Here is a 25,549-nt window from a genome sequence, read left to right on the forward strand (position 1 = left end):
ATATGAATTTACAATTCACGGATATGTAGAGACGTAGCAATGCTACGTCTCTACAATGATTTGGCATCGAGCTACAAAAATGTATGCAAACATAATTCATGACCAAATTCAGCAACGCCAAAATTTGAGCTAGCGCGTTAGAGAGTCTTCTCCTCAATCCCCTTGTGGGTTGGGGATTGACGATTTTAAGCTTGTTAAAATGTACAAGTATGTCTGCGTTAATTAATGGAAAAATCCTCGTTAAACTTCAGCTTTCGCTTGCAACTGGGAGAGAGCAGCAATGATATCTGCTGGATCGAGGCGCTGGGTATAGTTCGGGTTGACGTAGCTGAAAGCAACAGTGCGATCGGTGTTGATGATATAGGTAGCAGTCAGGGGCAACTCAAAGGAGTCATCGCCGTTATAGGCAGACAAAATTTAGTTTCCTTGTCCAGAATTGAGTTTTAGTGTCAGGGCAGCTAGTACCGCTGTGCGGAAGTCACGCATTTACGCATTCAAAAGTCTAAAGTCAAAATAATTGTATTCCGCGCTTTTGCGCCATTTTGTATGGTAGGTTTATTGACGCCGTACTGTACTAGATGCAAAGCTATAGCGATATTAAAACAATGCCACCTAAATTTTCTGAGAGTTGGCTGAGAAGTATGTAAAGGAAGCCTGAAAAACTAACCGAAATTATTCTTATTAAGATTGGCGATCGCAAATTTCGTTTGCAACTGATTTCACAATTAGACTTCTTGCAAAAGTCGGGTAAAGGATTAATGAAATCCCTTTCAATACTTTTCGGATTAGCACCTTTGATCTGAGTTATAGCTGAGATGCATGTTAAAGGGTAAGGGGAAAGGGTAAATATCCATCCCTTTCCCTTTTCCCTTTCTCCTTTACCCTTTCCCCTTAAATTAATTCCCTTGCAAAGGCGCGTCCAAAACTTTCTGAATGCGATCGCGCGTCTCTAATAAATGTGCCTTGGTATACTCATCTTCAGAACTCATGCCTGCCAGCTTTTCATTTAGTTGCCGTAGTTTATACCAAGCCAGAGTACGGGCGTCTTCAGGGACATCTTGTTTTCGCAACACCATTTCTATCAAGGTTTCCAGGTATTGTCGCTGGATGCCGCGACGCAGGCTAGAAATTTTGATGTTCTTGCCATCGGGTTTTACTACCTCTGTCCAAATTCCTGATTGGAGAGTATCAAATAACTCAGGCAAAGTAAGTGATTTTCCTTCCTCATTTTTGAGTTCGAGATCCTTGAGGCGGGAGAGGCGATCGCTTGATAGCAAATCCCACAAAACCAAACTCTGCATAAACAATACCAAGTCGTGAATGGGATAGTCCAAGCGACCAATACGAGGGTTGCTACCCCAGTGCCGCCAACGGGAAGGTGCTAATTTATTCAGCAGATCTGGCGAGAAGTTAAAGGCTTCTTCAGAAAAGACATATTTTTGCACAAGTGCTAAGGCTTTACGTTGTTTTTCTAATGGCACTGGTTGAAATGGTAATTTTCCTTGCTTGTTGCCACCATGAACTCTGTAAAACGACTGTCCGCCAATATATTTTGTAGCGTAATAAATGTTTTGGAAATAATTTCCCAATACTGTACCAAACCGTTCTCTGACATCAGTGTAACTCTCGCCCTCAACCGGATACCGCTGGTTGAGACGACCCCACATTGTCCGCGCATTTTCCAGCTGCCACTGTGAGTAAAGCAAAACGTTACTGCTGTTATCCCAAGCGTCAGCAGTCGGGTCTAGGTCATACACATCTTCGTCTGTAGCATAGCTCAATTCCGGCTTTTCAGATTGTTCGAGAATTTTATTCAAAAATGGCTTTTCAGCTACGGGAGATATGGGAGATGCAATCGGAAATTGTGTATAACCATACTGAATGGCCCACTCGTCATAAGATCCTACCGAACTAGGAAAATAATCTCCCTGCTTGGTGCCTTGAGGTGCAATGTTTGGTGGAATGTAGTCCATCACAGACGAGACAAGACCTGTTTTATTGGTGACTTGTGTGTTGTGCATTTCTTCTGGTGGTAGAAGAGTACTACCACGGAAGTTGTGTCGTAACCCCAAGGTGTGTCCGACTTCGTGAGCAATAATTAGCCTTAAATACTGATGGATATAGTTTTTCACCTGGTTACTAGTAGGAGGCATCTGTTGCAGCAGTGACATAGCCAAGGAACCAAAGGCAAATTGGTTAGCAGCTTCCATGCCATAACAAAGGTCATACTCTCCTGCCAGTTTGGACAAACGTCTGGCAAATGGCTTCTGTAATTGCTGCTTGTTGGTAGCAACATCATTGCCTTTCGCTTCTAAACCATTGGTGCAAAGCAGGCGATTTTGCATCAACGCCGTTAAGGAAGTACGAGTTTTTAGTTCTTCGTTAGGCTGCACTATCTGGCGATACTCACTCTTAAGGGCGCGGATAAAACTTGCATCCACTAAAATGCTGGCGTTCAAAATTTGTCCCGTCAGTGGATTGACACGGGAAGGCCCCATCGCAAAATATCCATCTATCGTATTGATCCAACGAATTGTGTTGAAGCGGATATCCGCAGGTTCCCATTTTGCATCATTCGGCATTTGCTGCACCTGGATCGCATCTTTAAAACCAGCTGCTTCAAAGGCTTTGTTCCACATCAAGACACCTTCTTTAATGGCATTACGGTATTCGAGAGGAACAGCATTGTCAATCCAAAAGACTATTGGTTGTTTGGGCGGAGAAATTGGGGCGTTGGGGTCTTGTTTTTCTAAATGCCAGCGGTTGATGTAACGGACAAACGGATCTCTACGTTCGTCGTTGGATACATCTTGGTAAGCGGTGATGAAATAACCAACGCGATCGTCTGCTAACCTGGGTTGATAATTATTATTTGGGAGTTGAGAAAGACTGTAGTGAACGCGCAGGGTAAAGCCACGACTGTCAGGTAGGGCTGTAAAACCCAGCGTTTGTTCGTCATATTCATCGCTATTACTGCCAGAGAAATTCATTATGGACTCAATCTCGATATTTTCTGGGAAAGCTTTGGCATTACCAAAATACGATTTGTCTGCACTTTCTGGCAGTCCCAAACTAGAAGATAATCCTGCTATGTCTGTAAGCAGCAAGTCACTCAAGTCGATCAAAATGGATTTGCGTTGTGCATGAACGCTTTTAATATCAATGGTGTAAAGAACTGAGTCACTAAATGATCTAGCTAGCGATCGCGCCTGTGGATCTCCTTCACGAGTACGGAAATTGACATTGCGGACAACAAAGTTTAATTTATTATCCACCCGCTGAAAGTAAAATAAGAAATCCTGCAAAGGCATACCGCTGTAGATTCCAGCTTCACCAATGCCCGATTCTAACGTCGCTGTGGCCAAGAAATTTTGATTGAGCTGCTCCGGTTTAATCTCCAGATATAGTTTATTATTTTTCTTACTGCGATATAGAGTAAACAGTCCTTGCTGTTTTTTAGTATCTTTTACTACTTCATCAAAGGCTTTAAGCTCATCTTCATCCTTCTTTGACGGTTTTGAACTAGGCTTGTCGTCTTCGTCTTCTGGCTTCTCTTTATCCGGTTTATCTGGATTTTTCCCTACTAACAAAAATGGTTGGTGCCCTGCTTTTTTAGTATTCTGTACCCAAATAAAAGATTGGCGCTGTGGCTTTTGGTTGTTATCGATCGTCCAAACTTTAGACAAGGGTAGGGGAAGATCGTTAACTCCTCTGTGCGCGTCCCCACGTTCCGACGTCTGTATGCCTTTTTGTCCTGCTTCCACCGCCAGTGACTTGGCATTAGCGGTAACTATTCCAAAAAGCAAACCATGTAAAGCAACAACACAACAAGTAAGTCTCTTCATCCGAACTGTCCCTGGCTTCGTTCTCTATCTAAGTTCTAATACCTGTAAACTAATACTGCTTTCTCCACTCCTCACCATACTATTGGCAGATGACAATATATATAGCTGCCTAATATCAAGCAATAAACTTTTCTGTCGTTTATCACTGACATTTAAGAACCTTGTTGCAATGTTTTACTGTAGTATTTTTGCTAACAATTGTATCTGTAGCAGACAGTACGTGTTATTTTTACATCTGACCAGATAAAGTTGCTGACAAGATAGTATAACAATTCAATCAGATTGCTGGGAGTTACTGACAAACAAAAAACGTTTTAGCTAGACATTTTAGGTTAAATAAAAGGAAAAGTCGATTAAAAGATGAAATGCAAAAAGCGTAACAAATAATACTAATACTTTAGATGGTTGACAACCATCTTGGCAAAGAAAAGTCTTCAGGTTAGCTCTAGATCATCAGCGGGTGTAATAGTATTCATGGATACAAGTATGGCACGGTTATCTGAAGTATGGAAGCGTTTGATAACTTATGTCAGGAGATCGCAAGCAGAACAGATGTCAGACCAAACACATCTTGAGTCCGAATTAGGTTTGACTTTATTAAAAATTAACAAGACTCAAACTAATTTCAGAGAATTGCTGTTGAGCGAACAATTGCAAGAAAGTTTAGAAGAATGGACAAAAACGGTTGCTGGTGGGAGTTTTAGAATTAGCGATCGCCAGTTGGATGAAAAGATTTACGATTTATTTGGCAATGGGGCACTCCAAGGAGAAATTGTAGAAGTTCTCATCCAGAAACTGATTGCCAGTCGCGATTTCTGCCCGGTGGCGCTATTTCAGCGTTTAGACCAATTTTATCAGCGCTGGTGTCAAGGGGAATTTATAGACGCAGCACCTCATGATAACCTACCACAGAAAAAGATGTTGCAGTTGCAAGCGCAAAATATGGCGATCGGACTGCGGCAAGTAGACATCAATACAGGGCTGAACGTGCTGATTTTGCTGTTAGAGTTACACTGCTATGCTCAACATCGAGATGACCTAAAGGCAAAAATAATTTTCTATCCCTCTGGTCAACGCGATACAGATAACTTCTTCACATCCGGGCTGCTGCGTGTTATCAACTATAGTGATGCCATAGAAATCGGCAATTTTAGTAATATTGTCGGGGAATTTCTCCAAGGCAGCAACTTAAGCGGTGCTTATCTCGGCGATGCAAACCTGACTGGTGTTAACTTCAGCAATGCCAACCTTAGCGGTGCTTATTTTGGTGATGCTAATCTCACTGGTGCTAACTTCAGCGGTGCTAATCTCAGTGCTGCTAACCTTGGCGATGCCAACCTCAGCGGTGCTAACCTCAGTGCTGCTAGCCTCAGATGTACCGACCTCAGCAGTGCTAACCTTAGTGGTGCTAATTTCAGTGGTGCTGACCTCAACCGTGCTGAGCTTTCCAGTGCTGACCTTAGCAGTGCTAATCTAAACGGTGCTGACCTCAGCCACGCCAACCTCACCAGCGCGAACTTCCGGGATGCCAAACTCAGCAGCAGCCACCTTAATCACGCCATCCTCTTTGGTGCTAACCTCAGTGACGCGATCCTCAACGGCGCTAACCTTAGTCATGCCGACCTTTGCCGCGCCGACCTCAGCGGTACTGACCTCAATCATGCCACTCTCAAAGGTACTAACCTCAGCGACACCATCCTCTTTGGTGCCAATCTCCGGGATGCCATCCTCATTGCTGCGGATCTCAGCTACGCTAAACTCAACGGTGCCAAACTCCACGGTGCTAACCTCAAAAGTGCGATTCTCCTCGGTGCTGACCTCAGCGGTGTAGATCTTAGTGAAGTAATTCTCAACGAAGCCGATCTTAGTGGCGTCATTCTTAACGAAGCTGACCTTAGTGGTGCTGACCTTAGCGACGCTAACTTAGAAAAAATGACTTGGAATGAAAATTTAGAGTGGGGCGGTGTGCGTGGCTTAGATAAAGCGGTGAATATGCCAGAGGCGTTAAAGCAGCAGTTGGGGTTGAGGTGAAGTAAAAGAGTAGGGATTTTAAACGCAGAGGGACGCGGAGGTAAGCGCAGAGGATCGCAAAGTCTTGGTGCAAAAGTTTCGCTGTGTTGTAATGACAAGACTTGGTGTCGTAACGACGACAAGTGCGTTCCTAACCACAAGACTTAGTGTTGTAATGACAATAAGTGCGTTCCTAACGACAGCTTGTTATGGAATCACTCTGGCTCAATTTTATTAAATACTCAATATAGGAAAGTGCGCGATCTTGTATTTTATACGGGCGGGCAGGATGCCCACCCCACAATATTATTAAAGCTCTTTCCTGTATCTGCTTAATTCATACCGCAATCAGCAACGCCGAAAAATTACTTTTCAACTGCAACTTTAAGTATGAAGATTTATCAACGTCATGCTTGGACTCTGACAGTAGAGGAAGCTATAGCAATCCAAGAAAAACTGCAATCTGAGGTCATTACCAGCGATCAATTCCAAGAACCTGTGCAATACGTTGCTGGAGTAGATATGGGTTTTGAAACTGATGGTACAATTAGCCGTGCGGCAGTAGCAGTACTGAGTTTTCCTGATTTGCAGTTACAAGAGACGAGCATTGCACGTCGTCCCACATCTTTTCCCTATATTCCTGGTTTTCTCTCTTTTCGGGAAATACCAGCTGTTTTGGATGCTCTAGAAAAGATAAAAATAACACCAGATTTAATTTTGTGTGATGGTCAAGGAATAGCTCATCCCCGCAGATTTGGAATAGCTTGTCATCTGGGTGTACTAGTAGATATTCCTACTATCGGTGTAGCTAAATCCTTACTCATCGGCAAGCATGAAGACTTGTCAGAAACAAGAGGTAGCTGGCAGCCACTGGTACATAAAGGTGAAACTATTGGGGCTGTGTTAAGGACACGCATTGGAGTTAAGCCTGTATATGTCTCTAGCGGTCATCGCATCAGCCTGACTACAGCAATTGATTATGTATTGCGTTGCACGCCCAAATATCGGTTGCCAGAGACTACACGTATTGCTGATAAGTTGGCAAGCGATCGCTAATTACCATTAATTACCATTGCGAAAAGGGGTATTTCACTAAATTTCTGTTGTAATACCTGGGGTTGCTTGAAACTTCTTCGCCAATCCAGCTTGGCAATTCAATCTCTTGTTTTTCATCGCTGAGTTCGACTTCTGCTAATATCAGTCCTTTATTGACTCCTTCAAACTCATCTATTTCCCAGATCAAACCACCCCACTCTACTTTGTATCTGATTTTTTCTATTAAAGGGCGATCGCACAATGTTTCAAGCATTTCCTTCGCATCTTCAATCGGAATGGGGTACTCAAACTCAGACCTCGAATATTTGACACTGGGGCCTTTAATTGTTAAGTAACCTTGGTTTCCTACTATGCGAACACGTACAGTCGCTCCTTGTGTAGGAATGTATCCTTGACGGTATACACTACCCTCAGCTAGTTTTCTCCAATCATCTCCTTTAAGTAAAAATTTACGCTCTATTTCTTTCGCCATTTTATACTCCGTTATTGGTCTGTTTTATGGAAAGTTAAATTTTATTGAACCACTAAGACACTAAGACACTAAGTTGAATTAGGAAAAAAGTATATCTAGATACTAGTTATTTGGCGATCGCGACCCGATTGTTCAATTAAGTCCATTTTGACTCTGAAGATGTTCCAAGATGATTCTTGGTTCTTGAGCAACCATCCGCTCAATCAATGCCTGATTTTCTTGGCTTTCTGCCTGCTTGAGATATTCAATGGCAATTTGTCCAGCAGCTGGTTGTTCTTTGGTAATAGCAACCAGCAATTCTAAAGTTTGACGAAGCTGAATTTTTTCTAAATGCCTATTAGTGACTATCGGCAGAGTCATAGCAGTAACTACAAGCCCAATCATCGGAGGGACAGTAGGAATCCACCAACCCTGTAAAAAGGTAAGGTAGGCAATTCCCATCAGCCCTCCTCCTGCAATCGCAACAGCAGCGACTATCGATCTGGATGACTTAAGTTGCCAACTTAACACTGCTCCCACTCCAGACCAAAGCAAAATCCAAAGCCATTCGACTCCTTCCGACCAAACTTGTAGTATGGGCTGTCCTTGTAACGCTGCACTTACAATCTGGCTGGTGATGTTTGCATGAACCATCACACCTGCCATTTGTTTCGGAGAACCAAAAATCTGGTTGCTGTAAGGTGTTTGAAACCTGTCGTTGACACTTTCAGCAATTGAACCGATCAGGACAACGCGATCGCGCAATTTTTCTGATGGTATGCGATTAGCTAACAAATCTGCGATCGAGAAGGTTTGAAATTGTTCCTGAGTGCTGTGATAGTTAAGCAAAATTTGATACCCGCCTGCATCAGCCCGGACATAGCCCCCATCGTTGGCTTGAAAAGGAACAAGTATAGCTTTCCCCAGACGTATCCGATTGGGATTGTTTGGGAGGGGTTCAGGTTTAATACCAAGATCTTCCAAGTAGCGTAGCGCCAGTCGCAAGCCTAGATTAAGGCGTAATTCATTGTTTGAAAGTTTCACTGACAGCAAAGCACGACGCACCTTGCCATCTGCATCCAAAACCCGATCGGCAAGGGCCACCTGACCCAATTGAGCTAAAACAGGTGATGAGGGAACCTGATGACCCACTGCTTTTTCAATGCCAATCAAGTTGGGAGTTGTCCTAAACTGTCTGACTAATTCCTGATAACCGGGTTCTACAGGCAAATCTCGATATAAATCCAGTCCAATTGCTCTGGGTTTTTTGCTTCTTAAAGTCTGGATAGCTTGAGCTAACACGCGATCTGGCACAGGAAACTGACCTATTTGCTGAATATGTGGCTCATCAATCGTAATAATCGTAATCTGAGGCTCAATTTCTGGTCTTGGACGTGCTTGAAAAAAGCGATCTAGTATTGTCCACTCCATACCTTGTAGTAGTCCGCTTGTACGCACAAGCAGGACTAAACTAGTTACTCCCCCAGCAATGCTGGCGATCCAACCTTTGCCCAGGCGCAACTTTTGAGCATTTCGTTTAGCAGTTTTGCGTGCGTCTGCCAGGATTTGATGAGCTTGTTTGGCAGCGAGTATCGCAAATTTCGCTTTTTCTCGTTCAATTTGTCTAGCCTGCTTTTGTGCTGCTAAATCGCTTTCAATTTCTCGTTTTGTTAGTTCCTGACTTGCGGCTAAAAAGCGATAATCTAGGTCGCTGAGGCTTTTATTTCTGGCCCAAGTCAATGCTGAGTCTAATGCCGTTCCAATCAAAAGCTGAGACTCATCTTGTTCGTGTGAGGCGATCCAAGCATTGAAGCGTTGAGCGTAGGGAGGCAGATTCTCTATGTGTCTTGCAACCCATTCAGAGCTAAAGATTGCTTGATAGATTGGGTTCTTTACTTCTAGATATCCCTGCCGATTGACAACTAAACCCGACAGAAGTAGTTCAATTTGTTCTCGACTGTCGTTGCTTGGTACAACCGTACCAGCCAAAATTTGCTGGTATATTCCCAGGACGCGCCCTGCTATTTGTTCGTTCGAGAGGAGGCGATCGCGAATTGTCCGCAAATGTTCTGGTTCGTCCTGAGATTCCCACTTTTGGATAATACGAGATTTAACAATACCTTCCACCCAAAACGCCTCTGTACCGGGGGGCACTGTGTCTTGACTTGAACTCATTACCAACTGACACAATTTTTGCGTCAGAAAAGGTTGCCCCCCTGTCCAAGCTAAAATTTCTTTGAGAATTGCCTGAGCATTACCTTCTTTAACTTTTAATCCTTGAGCTAATGGCTGGACTTCATCTAAAGTAAAGCCATGCAGTTCTATTGCTTTACCAATATTAAAAGGGGTGCGCTTTGGATCTTGAATTAAATCTGATGGTGTTGTCACCCCACAAATAGCAAATGTAATGCGATTGTATTCTGGGTCTACCGCTCTTTGGTTATAGCAAAACCGAATCAAAGCAAAAAAGTCATCAACGGAAAAATTTAGGCTCTTAATACTATCAACTTCATCAATAAAGATGAACGGTCTTTCATCAGGAAGTTGAACTAGCAGTACTTCAGAAATAAATCGGCTCAATCTCTGAAGTAAAGGAATATCTTCATGTTCCTGCCACCACTTTTTTAAGTTAATCTTTCCTAACAGCTTAAAACCTAAACATAACTCACCAACAATTCCCTTGTACCACTGCTGAGGAGTAATATTTTCGCAGCCAATATTGGTCATATCGACTGTCGTGCATTTGAACCCTTCTTGTTGCAAGCGATGCCGAGTTCTAACTAGCAGTGAAGATTTACCCATTTGCCGGGAGTTGAGAACATAACAAAATTCACCAGCTTTGAGCGCTTCATATAGTTGCGTGTCAGCCTGTCGCTCAACATAACTAGGAGCATCAATAGTTAGACTGCCACCGACCTGATATTTATAAACGGTCATTTGACAACCTTGAGGAATTGTAAAGATAGTGTATATGTATTAGGCTAGACAGCATTTTGTGGGGGTTAATTAATAGGCTAGCTATAATATTGTGGATATGAGCAATTCTGAAAAATAAGAGGAAATATTTACTGTTTTTGACACAAATTTAGCATCAAGATACATGCTTGACAGTGCAACAGCTTACCCCTGTAGTTAGAATTTCCAAAAACTTGAAACTGTAACATTCAAGACAATGCATTAGTTATGAAGTTATAGTTTTCTCATACTTATCTTATACAATTGAAATTATAAATGTCAATTAACAAATCACACGTTCAAATATTTTTACAGTCAGTATTACACACTAGATAAAATAGCGTTATTCTTTACCCTATCTAACTTTCCAGCAATACTATTAGCTTTTCTACTAGAATTATTTGCATACTTTTCTTACTTTTCCTACTTTTTTTCTAAAGGTTGGGAATATAGTTTTTAATGCTTTTGCCACTACCTACTTTTCTCACAAGTAGGTTCAAATTTAAGGTTGATGACAAGTTTTATAAACTTTGACTAATCGATCAATACCCTTAAAGCGATAGTCTCCCATCACTTGAAAGTATGAAGATTTTGACAGCATTCGATAAGTGACTTCACTGACAACGCATTCACCAGGGGGACAAATTGCTTCCATGCGTGCAGCCAGATTTATAGTTGCACCTAAGGCAGTGTAGTCTACCCGTTGGGAACTGCCGACATCTCCAACTACAGCCTTACCGCTATTAATTGCAATCCTTAATTGCAGAGGTTCCTGCCAAAAATTACTAGCATTCAGATGTTCCAGACGAGCAAGCATTTTCATTGCTGAAGACACTGCGCGTTCGGCATGATCTGGTTGTGGTTCGGGAGCGCCAAAAAATGCCATGATACAATCGCCAATATACTTATCCAAAGTGCCGCCATAGGCAAACACTTCTTGCAGCATTTCCTCAAATAATTTATTCAGCAATTCGGCAATCTCATTGGCTGTGAACCGTTCAGAGATCGCGGTAAAACCGACAATATCTGCAAACAAAATGCTGATTTCACTCTCGCGTGGAGGTAAACGGCCATCAGGCAATGCTCCCACTGCTATCAATTGCTGCACAACTCCCGGAGAATGATAGCGTTCTAGTCTGTGGCGAATCACTTCTTCACTTTTGAGTTTTTCTGCCAATAGCCAACGTTGGACGCTGGAAGCGACAAGGTTTGCCAAAGCGGAAAAAAAGCTGAGTTCTTCTTCACCTTCTTTTGCCCAATGGTAAGAAGAGAGATGGGCATCGGCATAGAGAACACCAACCACCTTATTTTCATCCCACAAAGGTACTGCCATTGCACTGCGAATATCTTTGACTAAAATACTGTGTTCGCCGGCAAAGCGTTCATCATGCTGGGCATCAGCGGTTTGAATGGCAACTTTTTCTTCAAATACCTTCTGACAAATACTACGGCTAATCCAGCTACCATCATTTGGTAGATATTCATATTGACAAGTATTTCTAGTAGCAGCATTCAATAACTCCAATTTGCCGCCACCACTGATATCGATTAACAATGCCAAGCGATCGATACTATTTAAATAACGAAAGACGACTTCCTGTACTTGCGAGAAAATTGCTTCTATAGATGCTGCCGCAGAAAGATTTTTGGCTATATCTACCAAGTCTTTGAGACGAGCAATACTTTTATCTTTGTTGCTGATATCACCGTTGTGACTATCACCTTGTATCCATTGTTGTTGTAGTTGTTTGACGTTGTGAAAAATAGTTCTGTGTTCGCCAGTGTCAATCTGCTTGGGCATTACTGTTGCCAAAGCATCTGTCAACAGTACTACAACACTCACATCCCCCAACCAAATAATGTCACCGTGACGCACCTGCTGAGGAGAGGTGACAAGGCGATCGTTCAATTGCGTCCCGTTTTTACTGCCCATATCCTCAATCGCCCAGATATTCGCAGCCGTTCTCACCAGACGGGCGTGCCAACGAGAAACTCCTCCAAAGGGTAAGTATAGATCGCATTCCGGCAAACGACCGATGGTGAATACATCTTGATCGACTGTCACCGTTCTTTCTGTATTTCCCTCTTGCAAGCGCAGTTTGAGTTCAGTCATGGGTGTGATCTATCTTGGAAACTGGGGAATATGCCAAGGTTTAATCCTTATTATTTATGGCACTTCCCCGAGCATTCCGACAACTCGAAATTAGCAATTAAGTTATAAATATTACTGTTAAATTGAATTATTTTAAGTAGGTCAACATAATTAAACGTATTTTATACGGGCGGGCAGGATGCCCACCCCACAAGAAATTGAGAAAATATAATATGCAATTTAAATGTGCTTTAGCTTAGTCACTGAGGTGCAATCTGTTCTACATCACCTTGCTAGCGAAGTTCTGGTAAGGTGTGCAAGTATGATTTGTTTGCATGGAATGTGAGATCAAGGGGCGATCGCATTCATCCGCATTCATCAACAAAATGCTGTGAAAAATTGGATATTCAATCTTTATACATAAATTTTGCGATTAATCCTGAAGAAAATACTGAATTATTGTAAAAGTCTATTGTTGTTAATTTTTTACATTAGTTTAGCCATAGCATGATTGGCACATTGCTAGATCGGCGATACAAGGTGGTTAAAATGCTAGGTCAAGGAGGATTCGGTCATACTTATATTGCCGAAGACACTCGCCGTCCTGGCAATCCTCTGTGCGTAGTAAAACATCTCCAACCAGCTATCAGCGATCCCGATTTTTTGGAAACAGCTAGACGCTTGTTTAAAAGGGAAGCCGAAACCCTGGAAAAGCTGGGCAATCATGACCAGATTCCCCGACTGTTAGCTTACTTTGAGGAAGACGAAGAATTCTACTTGGTGCAGGAGTATATCCCTGGTAATCCGCTGTCGTTGGAAATACAACCAGGAGTGCGGTGGAGTGAAGACCAAGTAATTCACCTCCTGCAAGAAGTTTTACCCATTTTAGAATTTGTCCACAGTCATGAGGTCATCCATCAGGATCTCAAGCCCCCTAATTTAATCCGTCGCAGTTCAGACAACAAGCTGGTTCTAGTTGACTTTGGTGCTGTCAAGCAAGTGAAGATGTATTCACTGATGACTCCAGAACAACTCAAAAATGAAACGGTTCCCATTGGTACACCTGGTTATATGCCAAGTGAGCAAGCATTGGGTAAGCCACATCCCAATAGTGATATTTATGCTCTTGGTATGATTGCTATTCAAGCTTTAACAGGCATGAATCCCAAACAGCTAGGAGAAGAACCTGTAAGTGGAGAAATACTCTGGCAGCATCATGCCCAAGTTAGCGACTCCTTAGCAGCGATCTTGAGTAAGATGGTGCGCCAATATTACAAATACCGCTATCAGTCAGCAGCCGATGTCCGGGAAGCAGTCGCTGCTATTACCAGTCCCAACACACCAACGGCTGTAGCGGTGGTTGTCAACCAGGTATTACGCGAGTATTTGCAACAAGGCTATTTGTCTGCAACTAAGATTGTGCGATCGCTCCAAGAATTAGCAAAACCTTGCTACGTTCCGCCAGATCCCACAACTAAATCGCCAATCACTATTCCACCAACAATACCCCAAACACAGAACCTGGTGAAAACTGGTGCTTCACAAAGCAATTTTCAAATCAAACGTCGCCACTTGCCATTGTTAATAGCTGGTGGTGGTGCTAGCGTTCTCCTTGCTGTGGGTGTAATTATGACAAGTCGTCCACCCCAACCCTCGCCTATCGTTGCAAAAAATCAAGTTACAGAAACGGCTGATAATAAAAATAAAACGGAAGAAAAAAATAATTGTATTGTTGTTGTTAGGTCATCCAATTTACGCTCTTTATCTGGACACAGGAAAACAGGAAAAGTTGTGAAAGCCGGAACGAAAGTGACAGTTACTGGCAGACAACAAGGCGGCTGGCTAGAAATTAGTTCTCCCGAGTCTGGTTGGATTTGGAAGAGTCGAACGAGAAATGTTTGTTCTGGGAAATAAGGCAGAAGGCAGAGGGCATACGGAAAATCAATCCGTGTGTACCCCCTCATTCCCCCCTCTTATAGGGGGGAAGGTAGAGGAAAAACTTTTATTGTGCATCTGTCGATTTCTAAAACATGATTTTGTGACGGCTTTAATTTACCTCAACGGTGGAAATAAATTTTCTGCCTTCAGATTGGCGGTAATTCCAGGGGAATAGTACCCAATAAACCCTTACGAAAATCTGTTAAAAGTTGGCGTGCAGTTCTCTCTACATCACCTTTATTGCGAAGTTCTGCTAATTCGTGTAAATATGATTCGCCCGTGGAAGATGTGGGATCGAGTTGATAGCGAGATCGCAAGGGATTTTTTGGTAATAAATCAGGTGCTCTATAATAGAGGTCGTTCAGTAAATCTACGAATGCTGCTGCGATTAGTTGATTATCATAAGCTGCTTCACCAATATCATCACAAATGGCTAGTTTCAATCCAGCTTCTTGATCTTCCAACTTGGCAGGAATAACACCAGGAGCATCCAGCAATTCTAAATCTTGCGAAATTCGCACCCAGCGCAGTTGACGAGTCACCCCAGGACGAGCCGCGCTTTCCACTACTCGCTTTCCTACCAAGCGGTTAATTAAAGCCGACTTGCCAACATTGGGAAAACCAATCACCACAGCACGGACTGGACGGGGTAGCATACCGCGATCGCGTCTTCGTTGATTTATCTCCACCCCAGCAGCTTGTGCTGCTTTTGACACCGCCGCCACTCCTTGCCCTTGTTGGGCATTAGTAAAATAAGGTACTTCACCTTGACTTTTAAACCAATCTGTCCACAATTGCCGTACTTGCGGAGAAATCATATCTAAGCGGTTCAGCACCAACACCCGTTTTTTACTACCCACCCACTTTGGTATTTGGGGATGGTAGGTTGCCAAAGGAATTCTAGCATCTCGTACTTCTAGTACTACATCTACCAGCTTGAGCTGTTCCTGAAGTGCTTTTTCGGCTTTGGCAATATGACCGGGATACCACTGGATTAGGTTTAATTTATAGTTTTGATTAATGGCCATTTTTTTTCTTAGTCCTTAGTCATTTGTCATTTGTCTATACTAATAACGAATGACTAATGATCTTGTATAGCAGATTGATGTAAAATTAGACGATTACCATCAGGATCGTAGGCGTAAATTTCTCGACCGTGGGAAGTGTTGATAATTTCTCCGGGTGGGGGATAGCCCAAGGCTGTAAGGTGAGCGATCGCATTTTCTAAATTATTTACCTGTAAACACAAACTCATCTTGGTTTTAGCGGAGTTCTCAAATTCTGAATTGTGGGTTTGTTTTGGTTTAAAAATACCCAATCGCAAACCAGGAAATTGAAACTCTGCATACACATTTGGAATTATGATTACTGGGTTACTAGATAGTAAATTAGTGTAGAAATCAACTAATTTTTCAATCTGAGAAGATGCCAGGGTGACGAATGCATCAGTACATTGGAAAACCATATTTGTCTGATATTGGAAGCGAAAAATAGCTTTAGCTGTGAAGTCCTCACTCGCCATCATGGCATGATAATTCTGTTTAGCTAGTTTATTCTACTCTACCGACTGCTGAAATTGGTTTATGCTGTAGATCCCTTTCAGGATCGCCCAACTGGCGCACATTTGTGGCAAATTCAAGCAAGATACCATCAGGATCGAAGAAATAAATTGAGGAAATAAATGTAGTTTCATCCTGTTCTGGAACAAAGCCAGAAGGAACATCGGCATGGTGCATAACAGGAGTTACTTCTACACCTTTGGCAACCAATTTTTCTTTATACTCCTCCAGTTTTTCGACTGGAACATTGAAGGCCAAATGATTCATTGAGCCATGCGCTGTGGCTATATTGCCAGTTTGCCAAGCATCACGGGGAGGCGATGCAATACCTGGTACAGCTTCTGGTGCTTGCGGAAACCAGAAAAAAGCCAAAGCATCTCCGTTACCAATATCAAAAAAGAAATGTTGACCACCGTCTGGTAGGGCAATGGTTTTGATTAAATCTAGACCAAGTACGTTAGTGTAAAAGTCTACGGTGCGTGCCATATCCTTACAGACTAACGCAATATGGTTTACTCCTTGTATTTGAAAATCTTTCATGTCACTCACCTGTTGGTATAATTTACATTGGCTTTGTCAAGCTTTCGTTACTATCCTCTCCACTCCAGAATATACGTTGAACCGTTCCCCGCGTAAAAATCCAATTAAAGTAATTCCAAATTCCTGAGCCACGGAAACTGCTAAACTGCTAGGAGCGGAAACAGCACAGACAATCGGAACTCCTGCTGCTGTACACTTTTGTAGAATCTCAAAACTAGAACGTCCGCTGACCATGACAATGCGATCGCTCAAAGGTAAGTTGTCACTCAGCAAAGCCGAACCTATTAATTTATCTAGGGCATTGTGGCGTCCTACGTCCTCTCTCAGTGTCAATAACTGCCCTTGGACATCAAACAATGCCGCAGCGTGCAAACTTCCTGTTGCTTTAAATACACCTTGAGCCGCCCTCAGTTGCTCTGGTAGGCTGTAGAAAATTTCTGATGTAACTGTTGGTGTTGGCGGTATTACGGAACAACCACGCAAATGCAAAGCTTCAAGACTAGCTTTGCCACAAACTCCACAGGCGCTGGAGGTGTAGAAGTGACGCTCCAAAAGCTGTAAATCTGGATGCAAATCTTCTTTGAGTTCTACATTTACAATATTGTAGCGTTGTTCGCTATCTATTTCGGTATCCACGCAATAACTCAAACGTTGGATATCTTGGCGATCGCTAATAACTCCTTCAGTGTAGAGAAAACCAGCAGCAAGTTCAAAATCTGCCCCTGGTGTTCGCATGGTTACAGCAACTGTACGACGGGGATAGGCAAGGCGAATCTCTAAAGGTTCTTCAGTGGTCAGATCGTCTAGGCGCGATCGCATTTTGTCATTTTCCACCACCCAGACAGTAGCTTTGGTCTTGCTTCCAACAGGCTTAGTCATATAACAAAATATTAATTATTGATAATAAGCTTATTATGATTTACATAATCAGAGATATTTCGTGATTGAAATACAAATAATTCATAAGCATTTTTTAATGACTTTCTCCTGTGTTGAAAGTCAATAACAGGACTAAAATTTATTTATGCACTAATGTCGAATTTAAGGTGTGTCAAGCTAGCTCTTGACGAGGGGAAGTCTCTGCTTTTTTCTGAAATATTTCCACACCTAAAGCGTGTGGCTACAAAAACTAATCCTGTAAAGGTAGCCCTGTCAAGGTGTGTAAAAAACGAACCACTATCTTAGTAGAGAAGACTATTTTCCTCTTTGTGTCTTAGTGTCTTTGTGTTTAAATCATTCTTTAGTTCATAAAAAATGTAAAAATATTACTTGTTTGCGTCACAAAGGTGAGATTTTTTACTTGAATAATTGGAACAAAGTTAAGTAAAAAGTCTTGTCCGCATGAACAATTGGTGTCAACAACAGGCAGGATATAAACGCAGACCTTCCAGTCAAGGCTGGCTTACGATCGCAAATAGAGGATTAAGCAATGCCTGAGCAAATGAGTGAAAGGGATGCGCTCTACCAATTTTTTGTGCAGTTTGACTTGCCTGAAAAATGGTGGGATTTGGGTCTATTTTATATTGAGTCAACTAAGGAAAATGAGCCGCCACAGTACCTCGTCAAACTTAAAGGCGTGGAAGACATAAACTGGGGAGGATACGTTGATGAAAATGGGGAGATTCGCTTCTTAGATTTCAACTCTGATTGGAATATCTTCAAAGGCAAACATAACTACAAACACTTACCTCCAGAGTTGAATCAATGGTTAGACAGCTTTGCTTGTGATGAAATCTTTCTTGAGCCTGTCAATGCAGATGATGAAGAGATAACAGAACCGGAATCACCAGAAGATATTGAAGCATTAATTCTCAGACTATTACCAAAACTAGAAATGAAACAACTAGTCAATATTATGGAGACTGTTGTAAAGATGATTGACTCTAAAATTACGTAAGCAATTAGTAAGGGCGAATTTAACAATATATTCGCCTTTGGAGTTTACAAATACTGCATCTAACAGCTTATTTGATTTTGGGTGAGGCTCCAACAGGCACAAACCAAATTGGGCGATCGCGCGCGAGTGAGACGTGTTGCAATTTTTGCCATACTCATCATGGGATTAATCTCGCTTTCTTTCACCTTGCGAACAATTATAAAATTTCGCCAATCCTTCCAAATCTTGTTGTTGGGTTTGGGTATTAGGGATTTCCAAGAAATAAATTATCCCGGATTGTAGGGTGGGCATCCTGCTCGCCCTTCAGATGGGACGGGTGGAGACACCCATCCCACAAGAAAATTTGGGGTGTTTTTACCAGGTTCAACGAATTCCATGCACCGAGGCGCACAGCAAAGGATGAAAATCTCTCTTCCCTGTTCTCTGTTCCCTGTTAAGAGTTTCTTATTTTCAGGACAGATCTCAGATATAGTTTTTGACTAAAGTGATAGAGAGACATTACGCCATATTCACCTCACTTGAGAGTTCTAGAAAAACTGTTGTTGTCAATTCTTTTTACTAAACTGCGGCTCTAGCCGATTTTATAGGGAAAAATAATGTTGTGTTCCTTTGCTTATTCCTATTTTGATCTACGCAGATAAATTACTATTAAGTTTTTGATGAGAATTTTCTCATGAACGCAACCGATAGCCCATGCCCCTAACCGTCTCAATGCGTTTGTCACCTAGCTTTTTACGCAGATAACCAACGTAGACATCAACAATATTGGTATAAGGGTCATAATCATAACCCCAGGCATGACTAAGCAGTTGCTGCCGGGTCAAGACTTGCCCAGGATAACGCATAAAAGTTTCAGTCAAGGCAAATTCTTTAGCTGATAGTTCAATGGAGTGGTTGCCTACTCTCACCTGACGAGTACGCAGGTCAAGGACAATATCGCCTAAACTCAACAACATCTGATCTTCATCCTTGGGCTGACGATTACGCAATCGCAGGCGTACCCTAGCTAAAAGCTCCTCAAATTTAAATGGCTTAGTAACGTAGTCGTCAGCGCCTCCTTCCAAACCATTTACCTTATCCTTTATACTGTCGCGAGCGGTGAGAATAATCACAGGTAGTAGTTGTCCCTGCCCGCGTAATTCTGCCAACACTACCCACCCATTTTTGCCTGGAATACCAATATCCAAGATCAGTAGATCAAAATCACCACTACAAGCCATGAAAATAGCTTCATCACCGTTGGACACTACGGAGGTGGTAAAACCACTAGCCTTAAAACCTTTCTCTAAAAAGCTGGCAATGCGAGGTTCATCTTCTGCGATCAAAATTCGGCTCATACAAAGACCTTCCTAGTTTGATTTCAGGGGAATAACTATGGTGAAAGTAGAACCCCCCAGCGGGCGGCTCACAAGTTCGACCCAACCGCTGTGAGCTTCTGTTATTTTCTTTACAATTGCCAATCCCAAACCAGCACCCTCGGAACGACGGGGACTGCTAGAGCCACGAGCAAAGCGCTCAAAAATCCGTTTTTGGTCACAAAAGGAGATTCCTTCGCCTGTGTCACGCACCCAGAAACGCGCTTTACCATTTGTTAGCGCCGAACCAAGGGCGATCGCATCACCTTCTTGGGTATGTTGAGTAGCATTCACAACCAAGTTTATGATTGCCTGAGTCAGTCGCTGAGGATCAACCGTAATGCGACCACTAGCCACAGCCTCTAAACACCAGTTTCGATGGGCTAAAGTTTTGGCCTTAGCGTACAGTTCTTTGGTGAATGAGCTAATTTCTACGATTTCTAACTTTAAAAAATCGGGTCGCTCAGCCTTAGCTAGTAATAGCAGGTCATCGACAAAGCGACTCATGCGGTCTAGCTCATCAGTGACTAATTCTATCGTTTCCCGTCGTTCTTGAGGGTCTTCACCCAGCAGTTCCAGATGACCTCGGATAATTGTAATCGGCGTCCGCAGTTCATGACTTGCATCATCAATAAAATCTCGTTGACTAGAAAAGGCTGCTTGCAGTCTTTGGAGCATCTCGTTGAAAGTAATAGTGAGTTCGGCGATTTCGTCTGAACCTTTTACAGGGATGCGTCGCATCAGGTCAGACTCGCTAATCGAACGAGTAGTTTCAGTAAGCAGGCGTAGGGGTGTGAGCACCCTTCCAGCTATTACCCAAGCCAATAACGAAGCTAAAATCGCAACAACAAGCATCACCTGGATAATGACAAAAACCGTCTCAGCCACCTCCCAACTTTCACCAGCAGTAGATTGAAGCACCACGAATACTCCGTGAGTTTTTCCCCTAATTACAGGCTGAGCGAGGTAAATTACAACACCGTCTATGGTGTAGAATTTACCTCGCTCAGCCTTTGTTAGTTGAGCTAAATGCTCTAGTAAATAATAATTTTCTTTGATCCAGCTCGGTAGTGCTCTCGGGCTATACTTGTAGATTTTACCGTTCAACAATGTCAAAAGAAATTCATCATCACTGGGGATATTAGTATTAAGAAATACATTAAAAATGGAACGAATGTCATCTCCAAAAGGTTGATTAGTTTTGGGATTTATTCTCGTAGTCAACTGCTGGAATTCCTTCATTTCTTGAAGCAAAGACCTTTCTATCCGTTTTTCTAGACGAAAAAAGAGAACCTGGCGAATAGCTAGGATAGCTACCGTAGCAGAAAAGACCATCAACACAACATATCCAACCAGGATATGTGTGCGAAGGCCAAAGAAGATTCTGTGCCATCTGGGAAATTGACTAGTCCGTTTCACTGATTTGTCAGTTAAACATTTTTTAATTATTGAGATTGAAATGACTGAACTTAGCCGAGTTTCTTATTCAGCCAATATTTAAACTGGCTTTTTTTATTTATCTATAGATATATCTTATGATTAAAACCGACACAAAGTATTGACAAGTGCAGTCTGTTACCATAAAAATAAATAGCGTGTTCCGAAGCAATTTCTCTGAAAAAGAGAAATGTAAAGAGAAGTTGAAAAATAAATTGTTTTTTCACAAGCAGGCTTGGTGACAAAGCTGCAAGCAGTTTTTTTATCATCCTCAAGAGTTTGACTCTCACGGCTTATTTTCAGAATGTAGGGATGCATTCAAAAAGTTAATTTATGACCTGAGATTTTTGGTCATACTAATTAATCTAGTGTGGAAGAGAAAGTAAGCTGCGGAGAAATCTTTAGTCTGCGTCTCCCCCCCCTGCCTTGTCTCACCCATAAAGACAATTCTGAATACTGAATCGACCTTCTAGAAACAGGATGGCAAGTTAAGACGTGCAATTACGTCATTGTTTGACATGCTTGCATTGTTGTTACTTGTATTGCTTCAACTCTGTTGAAAGCTACCAATGTCCATCCTTGCGTTACTACATGAGCTAAAGTACCAATCCATTTCTATTGCAGATGCTTAATCGTGAGGTTGTGTGGAGTATGTTTGAAAACTTCCTACAATATCTTCTCACCATGACTTTGATGCCCCTCTCCTAAGTTTGGGAGAGGGGGGAATGGTGAGAGTGCAACAACTGACTTTGTACCGTGCATCCAGCACGTTCAAGTTAGCTAGCAAAATTGTGTTTGGAAAACAAGGAATTAGTTTATGGCAATAATCAACGGAACGCCAGACAAGGATACCCTTCAAGGTACTAATAACGCTGATACAATACGAGGCTTTGCTGGTGAAGACGAACTCTCCGGCTTAGGCGGCCCTGACCTGATCCAAGGTGGGGAAGATAAGGACACCATATTTGGTGGAAACGGTGCCGACAGACTATTTGGGGATGCAGGTGAGGATTCACTCTATGGTGAGAACGGTAATGACACCCTCAATGGTGGGACGAGTCCTACTGATGTTCTTGATGGCAAAGACCTCTTGGAAGGTGGTGCTGGCAACGACTGGATATTTGGTGGCTTCGAGGATACTCTGTTGGGCGGAGCTGGTAATGACACTCTGACAATTGAGAATAACCCTGATGGTAAGAGCGAGGTTGATGGTGGGGCAGGCAATGACTCGCTAGTTGGTAGCAACAGCCTAAATGAAGGCGACACCCTTCAGGGCGGTGCTGACAGTGACTTCCTAAATGGTTTAGCTGGGAATGACGTTCTTGAAGGTGATGACACCTTGGGTGCCGCTGGCGCTGATACCCTCGTAGGCGGAGATGGCAATGACACCCTTTACGGTGATGCTGACAGCTTAAGTGCTGGTGCCAATGATTCCCTCGTTGGTGGAGCAGGCGATGACGTTCTCTATGGCTATGGTGGTGATGACATCCTCTCGGGTGGAGACGGTGCTGACACCTTAGATGGTGGAGACGGCAATGATGTCCTTGATGGCGGAGCAGGCCCAAGCACACTGTTGGGCGGTGCTGGCTTAGAGACCATCACTGGTGGAGCTGAAGCTGACTTGATTGATGGTGGAGAAGACAACGACTCCCTCTTTGGTGCAGGTGGTAATGACACCGTCCTCGGCGGTGGTGGCAATGACACCCTTAATGGTCAAGCTGGCGATGACTTTGTCGATGGCGGTACTGGCGTTGATAGAGTTTTGGGTGGGCCTGGAAATGACACTCTTACTGGCGGTGAAGACCTTGAAGACCAAACCGCAGCCGACACGCTGATTGGCGGTGACGGCAGTGATGTATTTGTGTTGATAAACACGGAATTTGTGCCAGAGCCACCAGATCCAGGTGAGCCACCAGTACCTGCTCCTGTAGGCGACATCATCCAAGGCTTCCAGGATGGTGTAGACTTCTTCGAGTATGATTTCGCCTTTGAGACGCTGACGATCTCAGGCAGTGGTAATAATACTTTGATCACAGTTACTGAAACTGGCGAACTGATAGCAACTGTGCTTAACACAAATCCCAGCAATATCACAGAGGCAGATTTTCTCGCCTAAAAAATGGGCAACCAGGCAGTGTACTTGGAAAAATCCGAGTAGAACGCACCTGAAGTTACCCCAAACCTAAATGAGCAGCCCAGCGTCTCCATAACTTGCTGAGCTACTTTTCGGATTGTGTCTCCATTTTAATCTCTTGCTGTCCCAACTAGAGGGACAGCAGGAGATGAATAATCAAAAAGCCATGCGAATTTTATTTTTGCACCCCAATTTCCCTGCCCAATTTCGTCATGTGGCAGCAGCTATTGCCAAAGATAGTAATAACCAAGTTGTTTTCGGTACTACTCGTCGTGAAGGAAGTTTACCTGGTGTCAACAAAGCCTTTTATAAGGCTAAACGAGAAGCTCGACCAGAAACTCACCACTATGTTCGACCTTTGGAGAATGCCGTTCTTCAAGCTCAGGGCGTTTATAGAATGGCAGAACAACTAAAAGCTCGTGGGTTTATCCCAGATGTAGTCTATGGTCATTCGGGCTGGGGTCCAACTCTGTTAATCAAAGATATTTTTCCAAAAGCCAAATTACTGTGCTATTTTGAATGGTTTTACCATGCTCATGGTTCTGATGCAGACTTTGATCCCACCGAATCACTTACTGCTGACGATGAAGCCCGGATTCGCATTAAAAATGCTCCTATCTTAATAGATTTATATAGTTGCGATCGCGGTCTTTCTCCAACTTATTGGCAGCGCCAGCAATTCCCACTAGAGTATCACAATAAGATTAACGTGCTTCATGATGGTATTGACACTGAATTCTTTTGCCCCAAGCCAGGGGCAAAGTTAGTTCTCCCCCGGATCAATCTAGACCTTTCTCACGCAGAAGAACTTGTTACTTATGTAGCACGCGGTATGGAACCTTATCGGGGTTTTCCGCAGTTCATTGAGGCAGTTGCTCTACTTCAGCAGCGACGACCCCAGTGTCATGTAGTAATTGTGGGAGAAAACCGGGTAGCCTATGGCAAGCCTCTGCCTGATGGCAAAAGTTACAAAGAGGTGATGCTGGGAAAATATCCTCTCGACCTCAGCAGAGTTCATTTTACGGGCTGGTTGCCTTATCATGAATATCTGCAAGTTCTCCAGGCTTCCTCTGTACACGTTTATCTCACCCGTCCCTTCGTCTTGTCTTGGTCAATGCTGGAGGTTTTATCCGCAGGTTGCTTGCTGGTAGCTTCTAGAACTCCTCCTGTGACTGAGGTGATCCAAGATGGCGCCAATGGTTTTTTGGTAGACTTCTTTTCACCCCAGGAAATTTGCGATCGCATTGAAGAAGCGCTCAAGCATCGAGACCGAATGGCTTCGATCCGTGTCAAGGCGAGGGAAACAATTCAAAAGCGCTATGACTTGTCGGAGTTATTGCCGCAACATCTGCAATGGATACAGCAGCAAGAAGATAACAGCAACGGCAAATTAGTTTCCCCGTGGGAGGGAACTAAGCTAAAGCCAATAGCCATAACTGAAAAAAACGGTTCAAATGGGAGACATAAAGATGCGGAGAATTCATTAGCAACATCTCCAGCTATCTTACAAATCCATAACCAGACGGTGACAACTCAAGAAATTATTCCCCTGTTAAGTAGGTATCAACTGCTACCAAAACTCAAGCAAGAACTTGTTATTGATGAAGCGATCGCATCTTTTAGCAGCACAAGCGAAGAACAAGCCAAGTGTTGCCAAGACTTTTGCGAACAGCATCAATTGACATCAGAGGCTGAACGCCAAGCTTGGTTGCAGCAGCAGGGTATGAGTGAAACACAATTTTTAGACCTAGCAACCCGGAACCTGAAAATTGAGAAATTTAAACAAGCCACTTGGGGTAGCAAATTAGAATCCTACTTTTACAAACGCAAACAACAACTTGACCAAGTAGTCTATTCCCTACTTCGCACTCAAGATGCAGATGTTGCTCAAGAACTTTACTTCCGCCTTCTAGAGGGTGAACAGTCCTTTCCCGAACTAGCAAGGCAATACTCCCAAGGTTCAGAGGCTCAGACTGGTGGCTTAATAGGGCCAGTAGCATTGAGTACACCCCATCCTAAATTAGCCCGAATTCTTGCTATCAGCCAAGTAGGTCAGCTATCGCCACCAATCCACATCGGAGATTGGTGGGTGATTGTGCGGCTGGAAAAGTTTATACCAGCACAGCTTGACGATACTATGCGGCAACGGTTACTGAACGAACTCTTCTCTTCTTGGTTAAAAGAGCAACTACAACAGCAAGCTTCCACACCACAAGCTGTGGAAGTGCAAAAACCAGCTTAAATTCTGAAACTGCAAACCGATAAAATTTTTGTGAGGAG

Annotated in this window: 18 protein-coding genes; 6 read left to right on the top strand and 12 right to left on the bottom strand. The window is 43.0% G+C overall.

Annotated features, from left to right (window positions below):
- Positions 1-240: 240 nt before the first annotated feature.
- Together HXY43_RS13415 and HXY43_RS13420 are read right to left on the bottom strand one after the other, a co-directional pair.
- Positions 241-414: a hypothetical protein gene (locus tag HXY43_RS13415; protein ID WP_290883674.1), complete on the bottom strand. Its 174-nt coding sequence runs from the start codon at positions 412-414 to the stop codon at positions 241-243.
- A gap of 482 nt (positions 415-896) precedes the next feature.
- Positions 897-3,845, bottom strand: a complete 2,949-nt coding sequence (locus tag HXY43_RS13420) for a zinc-dependent metalloprotease (protein WP_290883675.1) — start codon at positions 3,843-3,845, stop codon at positions 897-899.
- Positions 3,846-4,331: 486 nt separating this feature from the next.
- On the opposite strand from HXY43_RS13420, the gene HXY43_RS13425 reads away from it, so the two are divergent.
- The gene (locus tag HXY43_RS13425; protein ID WP_290883676.1) at positions 4,332-5,876 is read left to right on the top strand and encodes a pentapeptide repeat-containing protein; all 1,545 of its coding nucleotides are present in this window, start codon (positions 4,332-4,334) and stop codon (positions 5,874-5,876) included.
- A 369-nt stretch (positions 5,877-6,245) separates the two neighbouring features.
- The gene (gene nfi / locus HXY43_RS13430) at positions 6,246-6,911 is read left to right on the top strand and encodes a deoxyribonuclease V (RefSeq protein WP_290883677.1); all 666 of its coding nucleotides are present in this window, start codon (positions 6,246-6,248) and stop codon (positions 6,909-6,911) included.
- 10 nt (positions 6,912-6,921) lie between these two features.
- Here the strand turns inward: nfi and HXY43_RS13435 are convergent, their stop codons facing one another.
- The 3 genes from HXY43_RS13435 to HXY43_RS13445 all read right to left on the bottom strand — a co-directional run bounded on the left by HXY43_RS13435 (position 6,922) and on the right by HXY43_RS13445 (position 12,430).
- Positions 6,922-7,383, bottom strand: coding sequence for a CYTH domain-containing protein (locus HXY43_RS13435; protein ID WP_290883678.1), 462 nt, complete (start codon positions 7,381-7,383; stop codon positions 6,922-6,924).
- Positions 7,384-7,515: 132 nt separating this feature from the next.
- Positions 7,516-10,299, bottom strand: a complete 2,784-nt coding sequence (locus HXY43_RS13440; protein ID WP_290883679.1) for a CHASE2 domain-containing protein — start codon at positions 10,297-10,299, stop codon at positions 7,516-7,518.
- 520 nt (positions 10,300-10,819) lie between these two features.
- Positions 10,820-12,430 carry an adenylate/guanylate cyclase domain-containing protein gene (locus HXY43_RS13445; protein WP_290883680.1) on the bottom strand — a complete coding sequence of 537 codons (1,611 nt, stop codon included), beginning with the start codon at positions 12,428-12,430 and terminating at the stop codon, positions 10,820-10,822.
- A 486-nt stretch (positions 12,431-12,916) separates the two neighbouring features.
- Between HXY43_RS13445 and HXY43_RS13450 the strand changes: the two genes are divergently transcribed.
- Complete coding sequence (locus HXY43_RS13450; RefSeq protein WP_026734834.1) at positions 12,917-14,323, top strand: serine/threonine protein kinase; 1,407 nt, start codon at positions 12,917-12,919, stop codon at positions 14,321-14,323.
- 170 nt (positions 14,324-14,493) lie between these two features.
- Here HXY43_RS13450 and ylqF read toward each other — a convergent pair whose 3' ends face one another.
- The 4 genes from ylqF to fdhD form a co-directional block, all read right to left on the bottom strand.
- Positions 14,494-15,375, bottom strand: a complete 882-nt coding sequence (gene ylqF / locus HXY43_RS13455) for a ribosome biogenesis GTPase YlqF (RefSeq protein ID WP_290883681.1) — start codon at positions 15,373-15,375, stop codon at positions 14,494-14,496.
- Positions 15,376-15,428: 53 nt separating this feature from the next.
- A complete protein-coding gene (locus HXY43_RS13460; protein WP_290883717.1) occupies positions 15,429-15,812 on the bottom strand; it encodes a VOC family protein in 384 nt (127 codons plus the stop codon).
- 85 nt (positions 15,813-15,897) lie between these two features.
- Positions 15,898-16,446, bottom strand: coding sequence for a VOC family protein (locus HXY43_RS13465; protein WP_290883682.1), 549 nt, complete (start codon positions 16,444-16,446; stop codon positions 15,898-15,900).
- A 36-nt stretch (positions 16,447-16,482) separates the two neighbouring features.
- Positions 16,483-17,325 carry a formate dehydrogenase accessory sulfurtransferase FdhD gene (gene fdhD / locus HXY43_RS13470; protein ID WP_290883683.1) on the bottom strand — a complete coding sequence of 281 codons (843 nt, stop codon included), beginning with the start codon at positions 17,323-17,325 and terminating at the stop codon, positions 16,483-16,485.
- A gap of 550 nt (positions 17,326-17,875) precedes the next feature.
- Between fdhD and HXY43_RS13475 the strand changes: the two genes are divergently transcribed.
- Positions 17,876-18,343 carry a hypothetical protein gene (locus HXY43_RS13475; protein WP_290883684.1) on the top strand — a complete coding sequence of 156 codons (468 nt, stop codon included), beginning with the start codon at positions 17,876-17,878 and terminating at the stop codon, positions 18,341-18,343.
- 165 nt (positions 18,344-18,508) lie between these two features.
- On the opposite strand, the gene HXY43_RS13480 is transcribed toward HXY43_RS13475, so the two are convergent.
- The 3 genes from HXY43_RS13480 to HXY43_RS13490 form a co-directional block, all read right to left on the bottom strand.
- Positions 18,509-18,634 carry a hypothetical protein gene (locus HXY43_RS13480; protein ID WP_290883685.1) on the bottom strand — a complete coding sequence of 42 codons (126 nt, stop codon included), beginning with the start codon at positions 18,632-18,634 and terminating at the stop codon, positions 18,509-18,511.
- Positions 18,635-19,014: 380 nt separating this feature from the next.
- A complete protein-coding gene (locus HXY43_RS13485) occupies positions 19,015-19,680 on the bottom strand; it encodes a response regulator transcription factor (protein WP_290883686.1) in 666 nt (221 codons plus the stop codon).
- Between the two features lie 12 nt (positions 19,681-19,692).
- Positions 19,693-21,033, bottom strand: coding sequence for a HAMP domain-containing sensor histidine kinase (locus HXY43_RS13490; protein WP_290883718.1), 1,341 nt, complete (start codon positions 21,031-21,033; stop codon positions 19,693-19,695).
- 919 nt (positions 21,034-21,952) lie between these two features.
- Here HXY43_RS13490 and HXY43_RS13495 point away from each other — a divergent pair.
- The gene (locus HXY43_RS13495) at positions 21,953-23,251 is read left to right on the top strand and encodes a calcium-binding protein (protein ID WP_290883687.1); all 1,299 of its coding nucleotides are present in this window, start codon (positions 21,953-21,955) and stop codon (positions 23,249-23,251) included.
- Between the two features lie 166 nt (positions 23,252-23,417).
- Entirely contained in the window at positions 23,418-25,511 is a 2,094-nt protein-coding gene (locus HXY43_RS13500) for a glycosyltransferase (RefSeq protein WP_290883688.1), read from the top strand.
- The last annotated feature ends 38 nt before the right edge of the window (positions 25,512-25,549 follow it).

This window comes from Fischerella sp., from assembly GCF_013388695.1.
Taxonomy (GTDB): domain Bacteria; phylum Cyanobacteriota; class Cyanobacteriia; order Cyanobacteriales; family Nostocaceae; genus PCC9605.